Source organism: Acanthopleuribacter pedis, assembly GCF_017377855.1.
Classification (GTDB): Bacteria; Acidobacteriota; Holophagae; order Acanthopleuribacterales; family Acanthopleuribacteraceae; genus Acanthopleuribacter; species Acanthopleuribacter pedis.
Map to the genome: position 1 here is coordinate 1 of NZ_JAFREP010000044.1, position 19,464 is coordinate 19,464.

The 19,464-nt window shown below is 55.8% G+C and carries 13 protein-coding genes and 1 rRNA gene; 8 read left to right on the forward strand and 6 right to left on the reverse strand.

The annotated features are described in order from the left end of the window. Positions 1-85, forward strand: a 5S ribosomal RNA gene (gene rrf, locus J3U88_RS30470); the annotation flags it as partial. Positions 86-494: 409 nt separating this feature from the next. Here rrf and ltrA read toward each other — a convergent pair. Beyond that, on the reverse strand, positions 495-2,000 hold the full coding sequence (ltrA, locus tag J3U88_RS30475) for a group II intron reverse transcriptase/maturase (protein ID WP_207862800.1): 1,506 nt from the start codon (positions 1,998-2,000) through the stop codon (positions 495-497). A gap of 110 nt (positions 2,001-2,110) precedes the next feature. Here ltrA and xerD point away from each other — a divergent pair, with 110 nt between their 5' ends. The 5 genes from xerD to J3U88_RS30500 all read left to right on the forward strand — a co-directional run bounded on the left by xerD (position 2,111) and on the right by J3U88_RS30500 (position 10,961). Further along, on the forward strand, positions 2,111-3,025 hold the full coding sequence (gene xerD / locus J3U88_RS30480) for a site-specific tyrosine recombinase XerD (protein WP_207862801.1): 915 nt from the start codon (positions 2,111-2,113) through the stop codon (positions 3,023-3,025). A 140-nt stretch (positions 3,026-3,165) separates the two neighbouring features. After that, positions 3,166-6,285, forward strand: coding sequence for a hypothetical protein (locus J3U88_RS30485; RefSeq protein WP_207862802.1), 3,120 nt, complete (start codon positions 3,166-3,168; stop codon positions 6,283-6,285). Positions 6,286-6,331: 46 nt separating this feature from the next. Then, entirely contained in the window at positions 6,332-7,579 is a 1,248-nt protein-coding gene (locus J3U88_RS30490) for a hypothetical protein (protein ID WP_207862803.1), read from the forward strand. 230 nt (positions 7,580-7,809) lie between these two features. Continuing rightward, positions 7,810-10,071: an IPTL-CTERM sorting domain-containing protein gene (locus J3U88_RS30495; RefSeq protein ID WP_207862804.1), complete on the forward strand. Its 2,262-nt coding sequence runs from the start codon at positions 7,810-7,812 to the stop codon at positions 10,069-10,071. A 110-nt stretch (positions 10,072-10,181) separates the two neighbouring features. Next, on the forward strand, positions 10,182-10,961 hold the full coding sequence (locus J3U88_RS30500; RefSeq protein WP_207862805.1) for a cysteine hydrolase family protein: 780 nt from the start codon (positions 10,182-10,184) through the stop codon (positions 10,959-10,961). Positions 10,962-11,238: 277 nt separating this feature from the next. Here the strand turns inward: J3U88_RS30500 and J3U88_RS30505 are convergent, their stop codons facing one another. From J3U88_RS30505 to J3U88_RS30525, 5 genes are all read right to left on the reverse strand, one after another. Then, positions 11,239-12,495: an NAD(P)/FAD-dependent oxidoreductase gene (locus tag J3U88_RS30505; RefSeq protein WP_207862806.1), complete on the reverse strand. Its 1,257-nt coding sequence runs from the start codon at positions 12,493-12,495 to the stop codon at positions 11,239-11,241. 62 nt (positions 12,496-12,557) lie between these two features. Continuing rightward, positions 12,558-13,559 (reverse strand): 4-hydroxyproline epimerase, encoded by a 1,002-nt coding sequence (locus J3U88_RS30510; protein WP_207862807.1) that lies wholly within the window; start codon positions 13,557-13,559, stop codon positions 12,558-12,560. Positions 13,560-13,775: 216 nt separating this feature from the next. Beyond that, complete coding sequence (locus J3U88_RS30515; protein ID WP_207862808.1) at positions 13,776-14,423, reverse strand: GntR family transcriptional regulator; 648 nt, start codon at positions 14,421-14,423, stop codon at positions 13,776-13,778. A gap of 58 nt (positions 14,424-14,481) precedes the next feature. After that, positions 14,482-15,912 carry an aldehyde dehydrogenase family protein gene (locus tag J3U88_RS30520; RefSeq protein ID WP_207862809.1) on the reverse strand — a complete coding sequence of 477 codons (1,431 nt, stop codon included), beginning with the start codon at positions 15,910-15,912 and terminating at the stop codon, positions 14,482-14,484. 223 nt (positions 15,913-16,135) lie between these two features. Beyond that, positions 16,136-17,050: a dihydrodipicolinate synthase family protein gene (locus J3U88_RS30525; RefSeq protein WP_207862810.1), complete on the reverse strand. Its 915-nt coding sequence runs from the start codon at positions 17,048-17,050 to the stop codon at positions 16,136-16,138. Positions 17,051-17,555: 505 nt separating this feature from the next. On the opposite strand from J3U88_RS30525, the gene J3U88_RS30530 reads away from it, so the two are divergent. After that, a complete protein-coding gene (locus J3U88_RS30530) occupies positions 17,556-18,728 on the forward strand; it encodes a phosphoglycerate kinase (protein WP_423842097.1) in 1,173 nt (390 codons plus the stop codon). Further along, positions 18,725-19,462: a triose-phosphate isomerase gene (tpiA, locus tag J3U88_RS30535; protein WP_207862812.1), complete on the forward strand. Its 738-nt coding sequence runs from the start codon at positions 18,725-18,727 to the stop codon at positions 19,460-19,462. Before J3U88_RS30530 ends, tpiA begins: the two co-directional genes overlap by 4 nt. Positions 19,463-19,464: the final 2 nt, after the last annotated feature.

Here is a 19,464-nt window from a genome sequence, read left to right on the forward strand (position 1 = left end):
GGTTCCCATTCCGAACACCGTAGTTAAGTCCGATAGAGCCGATGATACTGGGGTTCGACCCTGGGAAAGTAGGTCACTGCCAGAGCCACACACTGAAGAGCCCGCGAAAGCGGGCTTTTCTTATTTCCGGCTGTTTGTTGGTTCCCAGCGGGCGGGCTCGTTGACGATCTGGGAACAGGTAATGCATGTTGGTCGATCCGGCGTGTACCGGCCGTGGTTTCCCAAAAAATGAAATGCATGGCGGGGTGGTTGATCGGGCGTATGGCGGCCATGGTTTTCCGATAAACGGAATGCCTGGCGGGGTGATTCATCCGGCGTGTGCTAAACGTACACGCACACCGCCATGCGGGGCCCATGGTTTATTTGAACGTGAGGCGGCGACGAACCTCTTCCCGCTGGTCGGGTAGAGAGCGTACCTTACGGCACGCTCCCCCTCTAAGAACCGTACGTGCGAGTTTCCCCACATACGGCTCAAGCAATGAAAAGGTCGCGTGTTAAAGCGACCCGGCAGTGTTTTTCGAACGGGTCCATTTGGTGAGCGTCCGCCCTTTCAAGTGGCTTTCCTTTAAGCGGTTCGCCATGTTCATGGCCTTCCGTTTACGGATGTACTTGTTGAACGTTGGGTCGAACGGGTGCGCCGCCATCAGGAATTTCACGTGACGTCGGATGGGGAGCCGGCCCAGTTGGAACAGATAGTGTGTTCTTTCCTGGTCCTCTCTTCTCTCTTTGCCTGCTAAAATCCAATGGTCGTTGCCAATGGTTTTGAAGTAGGTTCTCCTGATCCATTTGCCCGATTTTTTCGAATGCCTCCGTTTCAATTCCCGTTTCACCATTTGGAAAAGGTCATGATTGATCTGACTGAATACCTTTGAGGCGCAACAGTTACGGTAGAAGTTGCCCCAGCCACGCTGAACCCGGTTCAGCGCGGCGATTACTTGGAACGTCTTTCTGAATCGTAGCTGTCGACAGATGGTTTTCAGCTTGAGGCGGTGATGCTTGATCTTGCCCGTCGCGGGTTTGATTAACATCTTTTCCCCGAACTTTTTTAGGTTGTACCCTAAAAAGTCGAAACCCTCTTCGATGTGGGTGATCTTTGTTTTCTCTTGTGAGCGCATCAGACCCCGTTCTCGGAGGAAGGTTTCGATTGCCGGTTTTACCGTTCTCTGCAGAATCTCCTCGTTTATTCCGGTACAGATGAAGTCATCGGCGTACCGGACGAAGTTGACCTTGGAACCTTTCGGGACCGTGCTTGCCAGCATTTCCTGAATCTCGTCCAACGCCATGTTGGCGAGGATGGGCGAGATAATGCCGCCTTGCGGTGTCCCTGCTTCCGTCGGGAAGAGGGTTCCTTTCTCGAGGTATCCTGCTTTCAGCCATTGGCTCAAGACCTTATGATCCATGGGGATCTGATCCAGGAGCCATTGGTGATCGATCTTGTCAAAACACGCCTTAATGTCTCCTTCCAGGACCCATGTGGCACGATTTTTCTGTGACAGGTTGATATGACACTGCGCAATCGCGTCGGCGACCCCGCGCTTGGGTCGAAACCCATAGGAATGTGGGTCCGCCGTAGCCTCGGCGACCGGTAGTAACGCCATGGCGTACAGCGCTTGCGTCGCGCGGTCCTTCATGGTCGGAATCCCGAGTCGTCTGAGCTTCCCGTTAGATTTAGGAATGAAGACACTTCTCAAAGGGCCCGACCCTTCGCTGTCATAGTTAGTCCCTACAGGACAGCGGGTTGTGGTCCGCCTTCGGCGAACGTTTAAATCAATGGTGGGCCCGGCATGGCGGTGTGTTCGTCCCTTCAGGACGAACGGAAAGAACCGGATCGCGATGGTCGGGACTACATCGGTGGTTGCAACGACGCCCCCAGGGCCAATCGTGATGGGGGAAAGAACCGGGTCGCGATGGTCGGGACCACATCGGTGATGAAAACGACGCCCCTGGGCCAACCGCGATTTTGTGGACGAACCGAGCAGGCGTGATCGTGGGTCCGACACAAGGCTCGACGTCCTTTTTTTGAGTAGGCCGCATTGAGCGGGATTCCCCGCTTCTTTACGGCTCTCCTGTTTGCGACGTGCTAGGGTTGGTTGCTTAACAGGGAGGGGACGTGGCTGAAGAGCGACGGCTGTCGGCCGTGAATCAACAATTTCTCGATGAATTTGTCGGTTACTTGGTAGCAGAACGCAAAAATTCAGAGCATACCGTGCAGGGGTACGCCACCGATCTTGCTTTATTTCTCCAGTTCCTAGGGGAAACCGCGTTGATCCAGGCGAACCGGGAGCACATTCAACGGTTTCTAGCTGATGAAACCACCCGGGGTATTGGGGCACGAACGCGGGCGAGGCGGCTTTCCGCGCTACGGTCAGCTTTCCGCTATCTCCACCGTCGCGGGCGTATCAACGTCAACCCGACGGAGCATTTGGAAGCGCCTTTCGTTGGGAAACGCTTGCCCAAGGTTCTTAGTGAAGCCCACGTAACCGATTTTCTCAACGCGCCGGATGTGTCGAAACCCTTTGGTTTGAGAGATGCCGCCATGTTGGAGTTGCTGTATTCCTGTGGCTTGCGGGTGAGTGAATTGGTCTCACTCCGGTTTACAGAACTGCGATTAGACCGAGAGATTTTGCTGATTTTTGGAAAAGGCGGCAAACAACGGCTGATTCCTTTCGGCCGCTCGGCTCGTGAACGACTTACAACTTATCTGGTGGAAGGCCGGCCTGCTCTGGTCAAAGGATCCAGCGACGATGTCTTTTTAAACCGCTTCGGTCGGGCCATGACCCGACAGGCATTTTGGCAGATGGTGAAGAAATATGCACTTGTGGCGGGCATTGATGCCGACAAATTAACGCCGCATGTATTGCGCCATTGTTTTGCGACCCATCTGCTGAATCACGGAGCGGATTTACGCGCGGTCCAAGCGCTGTTGGGTCACCGTGATTTGAAGACCACCGAGATCTACACGGAAGTGGCGCGAGAGCGCCTGCGCGCGGTTCACGCCGACTGTCACCCCCTTGAGCAAGGCTGATTTTATGTGAGCTTTGTCACGTCTGTCGACCGAGGAAGGGGAAGCGAATAATATTTTAATTTTTTTTGAGAGCAATCCCGCGTCTTCCGGTCTTAGTGAAATGAGGCCCAAATATAAAGTTCAGGAGGACGCGGCGAAACATGACGAAAACCCTAATGACGACCCAACTGTTCGCCTTGACGCTCTTCTTTTTGTTGTTTCCCCTTTCCGCTCAAGATTCCGTTACCATCGGCAGCGCCGGTGGTGAAGTCGGCCAACCCGCCGACATGCCGGTTTACATCCGCGACATTCCAGGTACGCTGCTCGATGCCGACAATACGGTTGGCAATGTGATTCACCAAATGGCTGTCCGTCTTAGTTTTGACGCAAGCCTGGTTGACTCGATACAGTTTGTGAAAGCAGGCGTTACCAGTGTGAACAACCCTGACGTGTTTATCGCCATTCAGGGAGACGGGGTCGTTAATTTGGCCGCCGGTTACCTCAACGTTCCTTTTCCCGTTACCTTAGGTGCGGCCGCGCCAGGCGACCTGATTGGTCTTTTGCGGGTCGTTCCTTCGAGCGCCGCAGACGGACGGGTTATTGCTTTTTCGGTCGTGAATTCGCCCGGCGCCAATATATTGGGCGACGATACGGGCTTTTTGCAGGAACGAATTGAAGACGGGAACCTAACGGTTTCGGTGGGCGCCGTGAATGTCGGCGGCACCGGCGGCGGTTTGCCGTCCGTACAGAGTTTTACCGCCACCCCGCAAACAATTGATCAAGGCGATTCCAGTCGCTTGGCCTGGAGCGTGACGGATGCGGATTCGGTCTCGATTTCGCCCACGGTTGGAACGGTCGCGACCAGTGGTTCTTTCGACGTTTCGCCCTCGCAAAGCACGGTATACACGCTTACCGCTACCAACGACGCGGGCTCGATCCAACGCAGCGTTACCGTGAATGTTCAAACGAATACCCAGGACCCCCCGGTTATCGACTTCTTTAACGCGAACCCAACCACCGTTGTATCCGGGAATGAATCGACCCTTTCTTGGAGTGTGCGCAACGCCGCCACGGTGACCATTGATAACAACATCGGCACGGTGTCCTCGACGGGTTCCCGTGCCGTGGCGCCTTCCAATAACACGACTTATACCTTGATCGCATCGAATGGCGGCGGCAGTGTTTCCGCCACGGTCACCATCGCGGTAACGACCGCGCGCATCCCTGTTGTTTCTTCTTTTACCGTTTCACCTACCGAAATCGTCCAAGGTGATAATGCGACCTTGAGCTGGAATGTGGAAAGTGCCGAGACCATCGATATCGACCAGGGCATCGGTCGCGTTTCCGGGCAAGGCAGTGCCACCGTTTCTCCCGACGCGGACACGGTTTTTACCTTACTGGCCCAAAATGAGTTTGGCAGCGTCACCGCTACCGCCAGTCTCCGTGTGGTTACCGCACCGGTGATCAGCTCGTTTAGCGCGAGCCGCGATTCCATCAACGTGGGTGAATCGGTTCAGCTTACATGGGCGAGTGAGGGTGGCAACACCGCCGTAATTCAGCCAGGTAACTTGAACGTGAATACTTCCGGGAGCTTGACGCTGAGCCCGGGAGAAACCACAACCTACAGGCTTTCTGTGACCGGCGACGGTGGCACGACTTCCGCTGAAACCACCGTTAACGTTGAAGGCCCGGCATCGCTTCGGTTGAACACAGACGAGGTGCCTTTTGGTGATCAGACCTCGGCTTTGCAAGTTCGCCTTTCGGCCAGCAACGCGCAAGCCTTTTCCTGGCAGGTGGCGAGCAAGCCGGATTGGTTGCAAACCTTACCCGAGGAAGGCGAGGTTGCCGCCGGTGATTCCGATACGGTCCGATTGTTGGTTGATCGCGCCTACCTTTTCCCCGGCCAGGAAATGGCCGGAACCTTAACCCTCTCGGCCGCGGGTCTTGCGAATGTTTCTGTACCTATTACGCTGTCGCGGCCTGTTTCTAAATCAGGGGAGCACCATTTGTTCTTCCCGCTTTTAGAAGGTGGAAGCGACAAGATGACTCACTTGGGTTTTACCAACCTGAATAACGAAGCTGCCACTTTGGACGTCCTGATCTTTGATCAGCAAGGTGGGCTCCTCGAGGGCCCCAACCGCCAAACTCTGGCCGGTTTGGCCGGTGCGCAAATTCAATTTGACGCCGAGCCGGCAGCCTGGGCCGTGGCCACGTTAACCGTTGACGGGGTTGCGAGCCCGTTGTTCTCCGGGGTCGCCAATGTTCGATCCGTGGACGGAGAAGAACTTTACACCCTAAGCCCTGTATCTGATTCAGAACCCTTCGTTTACGTGCCGCACATCGCCCAAGACGTGAACCAGTTTTATACCTTGGGTGCCGCGGTGAATTTGTCTGATGCGAACCAAACCCTGCGGCTTGGTGCCGCGGAAACAAACGGTTTTACCTTGGGTGCGGTCGATCCCGGCGGTCAAGCATTTTTCAACTTTGCCGAGGTTATGGGTGGCACCATTCAAGGTCCGGGCTGGGGTGATATCACCCTGGACGGCTCCGGTACGGATCGCGTGATCGGTGCCGAGGTGTTCGGTTTGGTTCCCGATACCGGGGTTCGCCAATCGGTTGGTGTGGGACTCAATCAACAATCAGCCCAAGAATTGTATTTTGTTCACATCGCCGGTGATACAAGTCGCTTTTGGACCGGCATTGTTCTGATTAATATAGGGGACGTCGTTACCAACGTAACCGTGGAATCCTACAGTGCCGATGGTGATTTGGTAACCAGTCAAGCCCTCGAATTTAACGCCGGTGAGAAACGCACCTTTTTGGTGAGTGCCGGGCGTTTCGATTTCGGCGAAGGTGCCGCCTGGCTTCGGGTGGTTGCCGACCAGCCGATGACGGGTTACGAACTGTTTGGCACCCTGCCGCCCGGCGACCAATTTGCCGGTTTTGAGACGATTACCAACTTGTCCAACCGCTTGGCGATTCCCCACACTGAAAATGGTGTGTCCGCCGGTGGCTGGACCGGGGTTGCCCTGGTGAATCCCGCCGACCAGACCGCGAACATTCAACTGCGTTTGGTTGCGGCCGATGGTACGATTAAGGCAACCAAAACTGAAACCCTAAACCCAAAAGTTAAATTGGTTCAATTGGCTTCCAACCTCTTTGATAGTGACATTGCCGCGGGCGACGTCATCTTGATAGAATCCAGTGAAAACATTGCTGGATTTGTTCTTTACGGCAGCGGAAGCCAAACGATGGGCGCGCTTGTCGCCTGGCCGTACTAGTTAATTCACCATTGCAATAAGGTTTTCAAGGATAGGAGGAATTTCCATGAAACTGAAATCAATCTTGTGCTTACTCGCCGCCGCATTCAGCGTTTGCGCGTTTGCCCAACCTTCACTTCACTTCGTTGCCAACTCGGCTTCCCCGGGCTTTGTTAGCCCGACTGAAATCAACGTTGCCGGTTATACCGCTAATGACTACGCGATCTTCGACTTGGAGCTTCGCTTCAACGATGCCGGTACCTTCCGTTTGGCCGGCTGGGAAGGCAGCATCGTTTGGGGCTCGTTCATTTTCTACTCTCCGTTGGAAAATGTTGGCGCCGCCAACGCCCCGTTTGAACTGGTTACCGGTGTAGGCGGTCTGCCTACTTCTCAAATTCTGCCCGCCGATGAAGCCGGTCAACCCACGGTTACCACCGGCAACAACGGTCGCGGTACCTTCCGCGGCGGTGCGGTTATTTTGAACGCTGAACAACGTCCCGATACCGGCACCCTGATCCTGGGCCGCTGGCGCTTGTACCCCGCGCGTTTTCACGATGCCGTGGGTAATACCCGCGACGTCGGCACCTGTATCTCCAGCGAAGAGACCGTTCGTTTTGTAGCCAACAACGTTTCTACCGACCGTCACATCATCGCAAAAGAAGACGCCACCGCCGCTTCTTCTACCGAGGTCACCTTTGACGACGCGAACTTGACCGTTCGTTTGGTGAACGCCACCACCACCCGTAAGAAGTTGGACATGGACGGCGACGACCGCTTGACCAACGGTGACTTGCTGCCTTTCCTGCGCTGCTTGTTCAACGTGACTTGCGCTTTGACTGGTGATGACCAGATCCAGCAAATGGACGCCAACTGCGACGGTTCCAAAGACCCAGGCGACTTGTTGCCCGGCGTACGTCGCTTGACCAGCTCTCAAACTCGCGCAAACAAAAACACCGTTCACTACGACTTGGGTGCCGGCGCCGGTACTTTGGTTCTGCAGCCTGCTGAAGCCGTGGGTGCATTGTTCACCACCTCTTTGGTTCCTCGCAATGGTGCCTTCGGTGAAGTATCCATCTCCGAAGAAGCGACCAACAAAGGTTGGAACATCCTGGCTACCGAACAGGCGGGTTCCGACCAGTTGAACATCACCCTGTTTAACCTGAACGGTGAGCAAGCGCTTCCTGAAGTTCAAGTGAGCTACGAAGCCGGTGAAAACATGTCTTACTACATGGCAAACACCAAAACCTTCAGCGATGACAACAAGCCCGTGCGCTTCGACACTTCTGAAGTTTCTTTCCAAACCATCCAAAAGTAAGCTGAGCTTTGAGTCAGTAAAGAGCCAACCTTTGTCTTTTTTTGAGAGACAGAGGTTGGCTTGTTTTTTGCTTTTGTCTTTCCTGTTGACCTAGGCTGTTTCAATTCCACCGTTCGGATGGCGAGGGCGTTTGTTCCCTTGTAGAGACAGGTGGAAATCAAGGATGATGAATTGGTGTGTCATCACCTTCAATACCGATAATTTCAATTCAAGAGATGGTGGGTAAATCAATGAAAACAAAGATTATTTTGCCATTGTTTCTCGCGGTTATGGCGCTGGTAAGCACCCCTGCTTTCAGTCAGCCTGCCCTGAGAATCGGCCAAATTACCATTGCGCCCGGTGACATTACGGGTGGCGGTTGTGTTCAGGTACCGGTCTTTATGTCCGATACCATTGACAACCGTCAAATTTCCCAAGTTACAGTTACCTTTGATGTGGCGGATGCGGATGGCTTGATCGAAGGCGGCGTATCCGGTTCCTTCATGATCGCCAACGCGTTCCAGGCCACTGCACAAGCCGGTCTTACCAACCCCGGCACTGACCTCAATAACCTTGGTACCGGTTCCACCGGTGCCGTTACTTGCTCCGGCGGCATTTTCAACCAAGCGACCCAAGGCGGCGCCGCGGTTGATTTCGTTGGGGGCTCCGGCGGTCCTCAGGTTTTCACCTTCCCCGATGGTGGTAACCCTCAGCGCCACAGCGCGAGTTACGCTTCTTTGGTAGGTACCTTGATCGAACCTACCGCGGGCACCGAGTACCTGATTGCTGTTTTGGAGATTCCCATCTCCACGGGTACGGCTTCTCGCAACGGCCAAGTCACCATTACCCCGGTTCCTGAAGGCGGCGGTAACCCTACCAATAACTTCGTCACGCTTGACGACGGATTGACCCGTATTGGTTTCACCGTAGGTGACCCCGGTACCATCAGCATTTTCGAAGCGCCCACCTGTGTGGCCGGCAACGTAACCGTTGACGACCCCAACTCCGACGTAAACAACGGCGGTGTCGTGGGTGTTGACTGGCTTGACCCTCAAGTTGGCGGTACCGGTGGTGTTCTGGACTTCACGTTCGCCAACACCACGGACATTGACCGCATTGTGTTGAGTGGTGGTGGCTTGGCTACCGCGATCAACATCGACAACGGCGGCAACGCTGCTTCTTTGAACCAATCCATCAATACTGCTGGTAACGGTTCGCCTTCAGCGGCAAGCAACAACACCTACACGGTTACTTACCAGGTAGAATTCCCCCCGGGTTCCGGTACCTTTTTACCAGCGGCCGGTGGCTCTGATTGCACCATTGAAACTGCATGGAACCCTCCTACCGCAACCATTACGCCTAACCCAACGCCTATTTCCGGTGGTTCTACCGACTTCAGCGTTGTTCTGCGTAACGTTGTTTACGATTCGGGCAACTCTCGTTTCTCCGTATTCACTTCCAACGCAACCGGCTTCGGTGGTGACGAAACATTGAACGCGCCTACCTCTACTGCCGGCACTGAGTTGACCTACACCAATGTTTACAACATTGCCAGCGTTGACGCTGACGACATCGGTACCTACTCTGCAGCAGTTACCGGCCCCAACAGCCAAACCGCAACCGGTACCTACAGCTTGGCGCTTGAGCCGCCTCAGAACAACACCGATTGCGCCAACATCCCTCAAGCCACCATCGGCAGCAACCTGACGATTCCTGTTGCCGGTGCCAACGTGACTGAGTGGAGTGTGATCTACAACGGTACGACCGTAACCGCGCCTGGTTCTGCTACTGAAGTCACCATTGGTCCCATTGTCGGCACCGCGACTTCTGTAGAAATCCGCGCCAACGGTTTCACCAATGACGATCCGCCTGTTGCGACCTTCGTTGCTGAAACCTGTACCTTGGACTTCGTTGCACCTACTTGCGGCGCCCAAGCTCAGGATCCTGTAGCCGGTACCCAAGTTGATGTTGGTACGGTCTTCACCTTGACCCTGACCACCACCAACGCCGTGTCTGTTACCATCAATGGTGTTAACATGACTGAAGTTAGCACTGCCGGTGCTGACACCAACTGGACCGCTAGCTACACCGCTACCACCAACGAAATGGTTAATGCCGTTATCACCGGTGCTGACGGCGATGAAGTTACCTGTACTGCTGCATTTGACATCCAAGTTAACTGCATCAACCCCACCATCCTCGGTGTTACCGGCACCTTGGGCGGCACGGGTACGGTTTCCGTATCCGGTACCGGTGGTTGCTCCTACGACGTTACGGTTACCGCACCTGCCTTGGCTACGCCTCAGGTTGTTGCCGTTGCAATCCCCGATTGCGGCGATCCCGTATGTGTCGGCACCGCGACCATCCAGTACCCTCTGGATGCCACCATCTCTGTTGCAAACGGCAACACCATCTTCACCGTACCCACCTTGGGTGAATGGGGCCTGATCGCCTTCATCACCTTGCTGATGGGTTCTGCTGTTGTGATGATGCGTCGTCGTCGCGAAGTTTAATCACTGATTCTTTCAGTGGAAAAGGCTCCTCTCTGAGGAGCCTTTTTTAATTTCTGGCTTCCTGAAACATTCTCTTCGTGTCTGGAGTACACTAAGTTGGGAGGTGACATATGGAAGCACTACTTATCATTGACCCGCAAAACGATTTTTGTGATCCGGCCGGCAGCTTGTTCGTGCCAGGTGCGCAAGAGGACATGAACCGGCTTGCTGCTTGGGCAAGGGCCAAGGGCGCGGCGCTTCAGCGACTGGTCCTAACGCTCGACAGTCATCGTGCCTGGGATATCAGTCATCCCTTGTTTTGGCGGGACCGGCAAGGCGCCTTGCCTGCACCCTTTTCGCAAATCGTGCGTGATGATGTTTTAACGGGTCGCGTTCGTCCCGTTCACAAACACTTAATGGAACCCGTTCTTACCTACCTTGCCCAGTTAGAGGAAGGCGGCCGCTACCAGCACACCGTTTGGCCGGAACATTGCCTCATCGGTAGTTGGGGGCATAATGTAGCAGCCCCTATTTTTGAGTTGTGTCGCGACTTTGAGGAACGGCGCTTAAAACCGGTTCAATACCACCTCAAAGGGCTAAATCCCCTGACAGAACACTACAGTGCGGTTAGAGCCGAGGTACCGCAACGGGGGGACGACCATACCTCGGTGAACCAATCGCTTTTGGATTCTCTCCTCGATCCTGCATTTGAGACGGTTTATGTCGCAGGAGAAGCGCTTAGCCATTGCGTCGCCGCGACAGTCGAAGACTGTTTGGCCCATGCGCCTGGGTTGGCGAAAAAAATGGTTCTTATCCGCAATGCATCCAGCGCGGTACCCGGCTTTGAAGCCTTGGCTGAAAATCACTGCCGCTCCTTTGCGGAGAAGGGCATTCGGTTTCTCGAGATTTAGCCCGTGTTTTTCACAAGGAATTCTGCCGCGGAGTAACCCATGCGAATACGAGGGTTTGCCTTCCGCGGGGCGGCCTTCCGCGGGGTGGCATCTGCTTTACGCGCTCGAGCCGCCTTCGACTCAGTTGCTACGGTGAATGGCCCCGCGAATCGTCGGACCCGTCTCTCGGTCGTTATCTTCGTACGCATAAGGCTTTCAGCTTCTCGCGACGAATCCTCGTGAGAAATGTGCCTAACAGGCTGGGAATCACGCGCGTCCTAATTGAGGTGCAACCCCGTTAATGGCTAAAGCGGAACGGCGACAATGCGTTTAAGGTAATCGCCTGTTCGCCGCCGGTCTCTGCCGCCAAGTTGGCGATTAAACTGCCTGTAATCGGGGCCAGGGTGATGCCGAGCATCGCATGGCCCGTGGCAACCAATAGGTTGGGATGGCGTTTGCTGCGACCGATGATGGGGAGGCCGTCGGGTGTGCAGGGTCGGAACCCGTGCCATATCCGGCTTTCATCCAATCGGTCTACCTGAAAGTCCGGTTGGTATTGCGGGGCCACGGCCACCACTGACTCAAATCGAGCACGATTAACGCGATGATCGAGCCCTGATAATTCCAGGGTTCCGGCGAAACGAATGCGATCACCCAAGGGCGTAATCGTGGCTTTTTCTTCGCTGAGAATCATGGGAAAGGTCGGCGTAATTTTCGGTTGGTCAAGGGTGATGCTGTAACCTTTCCCGGCTTCTACCGGGAGTGGGAGTACTTTTGGCCCGGCCAGTAAGGGGGACCAAGAGCCGCTCGCGATGAGCACCATGTCTCCTTTTAACGGGCCGGATGCCGCCGCAATACCGGTGACCTGCCCGTTTTCTTGTTCAAGGCCGGTAACCTCGGTGTTTTCCAGAAAGGTGACCCCTTGATCGGACAAACGGTCCACAAGGGCTTGGATGAATTGGGTCGGGTCGAGATGCGCGTCGTTTGGATAGTAGAAGGCGCCGGCCGACCGGGCAGGCGCATGGGGTTCCAACTGAACCAGTTCTTGTTGGCTAAGGTGGCGAACCGCGATCCCCAGTGCCGCCGCCGTATCCGCGTCTTGTTGCAGGGCGCGTCGGTATTTATCCTGGCGGTAAACCATTAACAGGCCTTTTTTACGGTAATAAAAAGCTTGTTCATGGGCTTGAAACAACTCGTCGAAAAGGTGGGCAGAGCGTTGTAGGAGGTCGTGTAGGACCGGGGTACTTTTGGCAACAGCGCTGTTATTACAGTGGCGGGTGAAGCGCCATACCCACGACCACAGAGCGGGATCCAGCCGGGGGCGAATATAAAAGGGGCTGTCACGGCGAAAAAGCCATTTGAGGCCCTGGCTGACGACCCCGGGTGCGGCGAGGGGGATCACATGGCTTGGCACAATCAGCCCGGCATTTCCGGCCGAGCAAGCCGCGCCGATTCGGCCCCGGTCGACAACCGTCACGTGGAATCCTTTTTTTCGCAGGTAGTACGCACAGCAGACCCCGACGGCCCCGGCCCCGATGACAATGATATGTGGCATAACGTTCGACCCCATGAGATGAAATGGTACGGGTTATCCCCGGTGGAAGGTTGTTCCTCGTTTTAAAGAACTTGGAAGCCGTGGGCGAACGGATCCTCGTCATCGACGAAAATCGTGTTGATGCCGGTAACGCGGGCCCAACCCTCAATGCTGGGGATGATCGCCTCGTAATCACCAACACGGGTTACCCCCTCAACTTTTGCCCGAAACAAACTGCCGATAATGCTTTCGTGGACGAAGGTGTCGCCTTCGCTGTATACGCCTCGTGCCGCGAGTTGGGCCAAACGCGCCGATGTGCCGGTGCCGCAAGGGGAACGGTCGATGGCCTTTTCCCCGTAGAAAACCGCGTTGCGTGCGTCAGCCTCTTCGTGGTTCGCCGCGCCGGTCCACTGGATATGGCTTAAGCCGTGGATGCGTTCGTCGGTGGGATGCTGAAAAGTGTAGCGCTGGTTGAGTGCGGCCCGAAGCTTGGGGCTGATTCGGATCAAATCGCCCACCGGTGTTTTCGCCAGACCGGCATAAGCCGCTTGAGGTTCCACAATCGCATAAAAATTGCCGCCGTAGGCGACATCAACCCGAAGCTCGCCCAACTCGGGGCAGTCGACCGCCAGGTTCTTGGCAAAAAGAAACGAGGGCACGTTGGTGATGCGAACGGATTCAACGCGACCGTTGTGTTCCTGATAATGGGCAACCACCAAACCGGCGGGTGTTTCCAAGCGCAAGACGCCCGGCTTCTTCGGGCGAACCAGGTTGTGCTCGATGATGACCGTAACCGTGCCAATGGTGCCGTGACCGCACATGGGCAGGCAACCGCTGGTTTCGATGTATAAAATGCCCACGTCATTGGCGGGATCGCTGGGTGGATACAGCATGGAGCCGGACATCATGTCGTGGCCGCGGGGTTCGAACATTAGCGCCGTGCGCATCCAGTCATACCGTGCCATAAACTCTTGGCGTCGTTCGCTCATGGTGGATGCTTCAAGAAAGGGCGCGCCGCCGCTAACGACACGAACCGGGTTGCCGCAGGTATGGGCGTCGATACAGGAGAATGTTGTTCTTGCCATGACTTCACCTTCATTAGGGTTGAATGGGGTCTGATTGTGAGGGGCCTTATCGTATGGCGGCCTGAAAATGGGTACAGCAATGCCTTGGGCGCTTCAGCACCCCTGGTGCCTCTCACGGGAGGCCTAGACTTGAAGCACACGCCTCGCGGTTCCCGCGAGAAAAGAGCAAAACGCAAGCTGTGCCCGCGTTAGGCGGGGCACGGTGATGTCGGCGGGTTAGTAAAGATCAAGTGCCGAACGTGTGAATTCTTCCAAATAGTTCATGAGGGTATCGGAGGCCTTGCCCGCGCCTTCGGGGTCATCGTTGGCAACATGCGTCATCAGTGCGCTGTGCAGTGCCGCCGATTGGTTGAGGTCACCGTTGTTTTGGTAGGCATACCAAAAGCGGCGGCAATGGGCGTGCAAGGGTGCGCAAGCCTGGGCGGCAAATGAGTTGCGCGAGGCTTCTTCGAGAACCCGGTCACATTCGCGATCCAGGCGCATGAATTCGGCCGTGTTTTTATCCGCCGCGGCCGAGGTAAGCGCTTGGGCCAGGGTTTTCAGTTCGTCGCGGTGTTTGGCCGTCGCCCGTTTGGCCGCCCGCGTGGCAATCAAATGATCCAACACGCGCCTTGTTTCCAGGAGGGCCAATTGTTCCGTGATGTTCAGCTCGGTTACCATCATGCCGCGGCGGGGCATGGTCACCACCAAGCGCTCCGCCGTTAGGCGTTGAAGGGCTTCACGCAGGGGCGTGCGACCGATATCGATCTGCCGACTTAGTTCGGCCTCCGAAAACACCGTTCCCGGTGCAAGGTTTAAAGTAACGATCATTTCTTCAATGACGGTATAGGCTTTATCAGCCAGACTCAAAGGTGGTTTTTGCATGTCTAGAACCCGTTCGCTCTGATCCGCGGCTGGGAGGGTCATGAAGCGTGACATAGCGCTAACAACCCAAATAAGTCGTTTTCACGCTGGTATAAAAGCCGATTGCTTCCCGACCTTGTTCCCGGTGGCCGTAACTCGACTGTTTGGTACCGCCAAAGGGAACGTGGTAGTCGACGCCTGCCGTGGGTAAATTCACCATGATCATACCTGCTTGTGCGTGGCGTTTAAAGTGATTGGCGAATTTTAATGAATTTGTACAAATCCCGGCGGACAATCCGTATTCGCTGTCATTGGCGACGGCCAAGGCCTCTTCGTAGTTTTTAACGCATTGAACGGTCGCTACCGGACCAAAGATTTCCTCGCGGTTGATGACCATAGTGTTATGCGTATCGCAGAATAAGGTTGGCGAAAGATAGTGTCCTTCCTTCGCCGCTTTCACGCGGTCGCCGCCGAACACGAGGCGTGCCCCCTCGCGACGGCCTTCTTCGATGGTGGCCAGGATTTTTTCCAGTTGACGACCGTCGATAACCGGGCCGATGTGCGTGCTGGGATCCCGTGCGTCGCCGACGACCAAACCCGCCAGGGCTTCCTTCAGGTGGCTTACAAAACGGTCGTGGATACCCTCCGTGACGATTAACCGACTGGAGGCCGTGCAGCGCTGACCGCTGGAGAAAAAGGCGCCGTTGACCGCGACCTTAACCGCCTGGTCTAAATCGGCGTCATCCAACACGATAAGCGGGTTTTTGCCGCCCATTTCCAACTGGAACTTGGTGTTCTGTGCCAAGCAGGTCTTGGCGATATGGTTTCCGGTCGTGCGTGAGCCCGTAAAGCTCAGCGCGTTGAGATCGGGGTTGCCGACCAAAGCCGCGCCGGTATCGATCCCGCTACCCATGACCAGATTGACCGTGCCGGCAGGCATGTCGGTTCGCGAGCAAATGTCGATGAGTGCCCAGGCGCTGGCCGGTGCCCATTCGGCCGGTTTAAGGACCACCGTGTTCCCGAAAGCCAGGGCCGGTGCCATTTTCCACGCGGGGATGGCCGATGGGAAGTTCCAGGGCGTCACGGCGCCGACCACACCCAGGGGTTCGCGGGTTACTTCCACGGAAACGCCCGGACGAATTGAGTCGAGGATGGATCCTTCACAACGCAAGGCTTCGCCCGCGAAATATTTAAAGATTTGGCCGGCGCGATTGACCTCGCCGATACCCTCGGCAAGGGTTTTGCCTTCTTCACGGGCCAGTAGATCACCCAATTCTTGTTTGCGTTCCACGATTTCTCGGCCGATGGTTTCCAGGATATCTGCCCGAGCTTGAGGGGTGAGGCCGGCCCAGGCCGGTGCGGCTTCGCGGGCCGCCGCGACGGCTTCTGCCACATCGTCGCCCGTGGCAACGGCGAAATCGTCGACCTTATCGGCGAGGTCCGAAGGATTGATATTGGGCAGGCTTGCGTCGCTCTCGCGCCATTGCCCGTTAATGTAATTTGCCTTCATCAGGGTCTCCTAAAAACGAGGGTTCGCCGGGGTGAAGCCGGCCGTGGACGCGACACGTGGGGGGCGTTCGCGTGGGCTGCCCAACCGCGGTTACGGCCGTTTTGGCCGAGGGGATGCGTGGGCGAAGGGTGGGGAATCGCGATGGCGGTAAGCTGTTTTGGGGGAGAAACGAGTGATCGTCAAGCGTCTCGCCACCGCGATAAGCGGTTGAGGGAAGCGCGTGCTAGCCGACCGTTTCCGTGTCGGGCTTGGGGCGACAGGCCAAGCGTTCTTCGATGATCGCTGTTACCTGCTCGCGTTCTTGACCCGCCAGGGGCAAACGCGGCGCGCGCACGTGTTCGTTGCCGACGCCCACCATGGTTTCCGCCAATTTGATGTTCTGTACCAACTTGGTAGAAACGTCGAGATGAAGGAGCGGCATAAACCATTGGTACAAGGCGCGGGCTTTTTGCCAGTCACCTTGTTGGGCCGCGCGATAGATGGCCACCGTCTCTTGGGGGAAGGCCGTAACCAGACCCGCGACCCAACCGTCGGCACCGACCGCGAGGCTTTCCAGGGCGAGGTTGTCAACCCCGCAGAAAATTTGGTAGCGGGTACCGCAAGCATTGCGTAAATCGGTCACGCGACGGACGTTGTCGCTGGATTCTTTGATGGCGACAAACTGGGGAACATCGGCCAGCTCGGCAAACATGTCCGGGGTAATGTCGACGCCGTAAGCAATCGGGTTGTTGTAAAGCATGATGGGTAAATCGCAAGCTGCCGCAACGGTCCGCAGGTAGGTTTGCGTTTCGCGTGCGTCGCTGTGGTACAGCATGGGTGGCAGCAGCATGAGACCGTCGCCGCCTGCTTGTTGGACGCGGTGAACAAAGCGGCAGGCCGCCTGGGTGGTTGCCTCGGCGACACAAGCCAATACCGGAACCCGGCCCGCGCAAACGTCAACCGCTGTTTTGACGATTTCCAGCTTTTCATCTTGCTGCAACACGCTGTGTTCGCCGAGCGTCCCCAGCGTGATAATGCCGTCGACGCCATGATCGAGCAGGAACTGAAGATGGCTGGTAAACGCTTGAAGATCAAGCGCGCCGTCGGGCGAGAACTTGGTGGTGATTGCGGGAAAAACGCCTTGCCACTTGGGGAACATAGGAAACTCCTTAAGCGAGGGAATACTCATGTCGTTGAAATGTTGTACCACTGATATATCAATCGATGCAAGCACATTTTTAGGTGGTCTCCTCGACTGGATGGGGCCTGAGTTGATTAATTAGTTGAATGCACCAGACGAGCGATTCATGAGGGTTACCGTCGTTTCGGGCAAAAGGGCTTCGGGCCGGCCCGCGTATCTAAGTAGACTGCTTGAGGATGGGCTTGGCGGCTTCGTATAACAGACGCCTCAATGAAACGGCATTCAATGCTACAAACCGATCAGACCGAGCCCGCCAAGGGTTGCGTTGCTCATCCGCATCCTCGAACCAAACCTTTATTCCTTGGAAAAGGGAGACGCCCGGTGCTGCCTCGGGCCGCCGCCTAAACAAAGCCGCGTCCTGCTTTGGTAACTACTTCTTTTCCCCATTTCCTTGTGGTGTAATTGACCTTATCGGACGAACCTTATCTCGCGGCCGGCCCGCGCCCGCCGCATAACCACGAGGCTGAACATGGCTGTGAAATCGCTTGATCAGATTGACCTAAAAGGAAAACGCGTGCTGGTGCGCGTTGACTTCAATGTCCCAATGAATGATGCCGGTGAAATTACCGATGACTCGCGCATTCGCGCTGCATTGCCGACCATCCAAACGCTGTTGGAAAACCAATGCAAAATGACACTGATGAGCCACCTGGGTCGCCCCAAGGGGCAGGTTAACCCGAAATATTCCATGGCGCCGGTGGCGACCTACTTGGCCAAACTTTTAGAGCAACCGGTCCACCTGGTTACCGATTTTTCCGACGGTGGGCAGCATGCAACCGTTCAGTTGCTTGAGAACTTGCGCTTTTCACCCGGTGAAACCAAAAATGATGCAGCCTTTGCCAAGACCTTGGCCGCCTACGGCGAGGTATACATTAATGACGCTTTTGGTGCGGCTCACCGAGCCCACGCCTCGATTGCCGCCGTGGCAGAGCTGTTCTCCGTCAAAGCCGCGGGTCACCTGCTGACCAAAGAACTGCACTACCTCAAAGATGCACTCAAGGCGCCCGAGCGACCTTTTGTCGCCATTCTCGGGGGTAGCAAAATCTCCGACAAACTCAAGCTGATCGATAACCTCCTGGATAAAGTCGACCGTCTGATTATCGGTGGCGGCATGAGTTATACCTTCTTAAAGGCTCGGGGCTTGGAAGTTGGGACTTCCCTTGTGGAAAACGACTTTCTGGAGGAAGCCAAGGCGCTGGAAGCCAAGTGCGAAGCCAAAGGTGTCGCGCTTACCTTGCCGCTCGATCACCTGGTTGCGGCCGAGTTTAAAGCCGACGCCGCCGCCGAAATCACCCTGGACGCCGCCATTCCCGAGGGGTACATGGGGCTGGATATCGGACCGGAAACCATTAATTTGTACGCAACCCACGTTCGCGAGGCCAAAACCGCTGTATGGAATGGACCCATGGGCGTCTTTGAATGGGAGACGTTTGCGACCGGCACCATTTCGGTTGCCGAGGCAATGGCTGAAAACGGCGGTTTAACCGTGATTGGCGGCGGGGATTCTGTTGCCGCCGTCAACAAGGTCGGTTTGCAGGCCGCCATGACCCACATTTCCACCGGTGGCGGGGCTTCGCTCGAACTGTTGGGTGGTCACGATTTACCCGGTGTTGTTGCTTTGGAGGTTGGCGAATGAACTATCTTGTACTCGGAAACTGGAAATCCAATGGCGATCAAAAAGCGTTAACCGCGTTTTTGGCGGAATTTTCACCCGTCAATCGGGCGCTGATCGACGGCTACCGCACCGGGATCGCCGTTCCCTACCACCTCATTCAGGCCGGAGACTTTGGTTCGGCTTGGGTTGGTGCTCAAAATGTTTCCGCCTTTCCACCCGGGGCCTATACCGGCGAAATTACCGGTGGCATGTTAAGCGAGTTAGGGACCCAGTTTGGGCTGGTCGGCCACTCGGAGCGGCGTCATTTAATGGGCGAAACCGTTGAGCAGACACGGGCCAAACTCGAGAACCTCCAGCAAAGTGGGATTTATCCCATTTTGTGTGTGGGGGAAACGCTTGATGAGCGCAACCAGGGTCGCCTCCACGAGGTATTGTTGGCTCAGCTGGCCGCGCTGGACATTTTTACCAAAGACAGTTCCTTTGCCGTTGCCTACGAACCCGTTTGGGCGATTGGTACCGGGGTCGCCGCCACGCCTGCCGATGTTGCCGATGCGCACCGCTTTTTACGGGAAACACTCGCGGAACGCGGTTTCGGTCATGTTCCCCTGATGTATGGGGGCAGCGTGAAACCCGCGAATGCCGCTGAGTTGGCAGCGATTGACGATGTTCATGGCTTTTTGGTCGGTGGTGCGAGCTTGAAGGCCGGTTCTTTTGGCGAAATTGATCGTGCGTTCCTTGAGGCCAAGAACCTTTAATA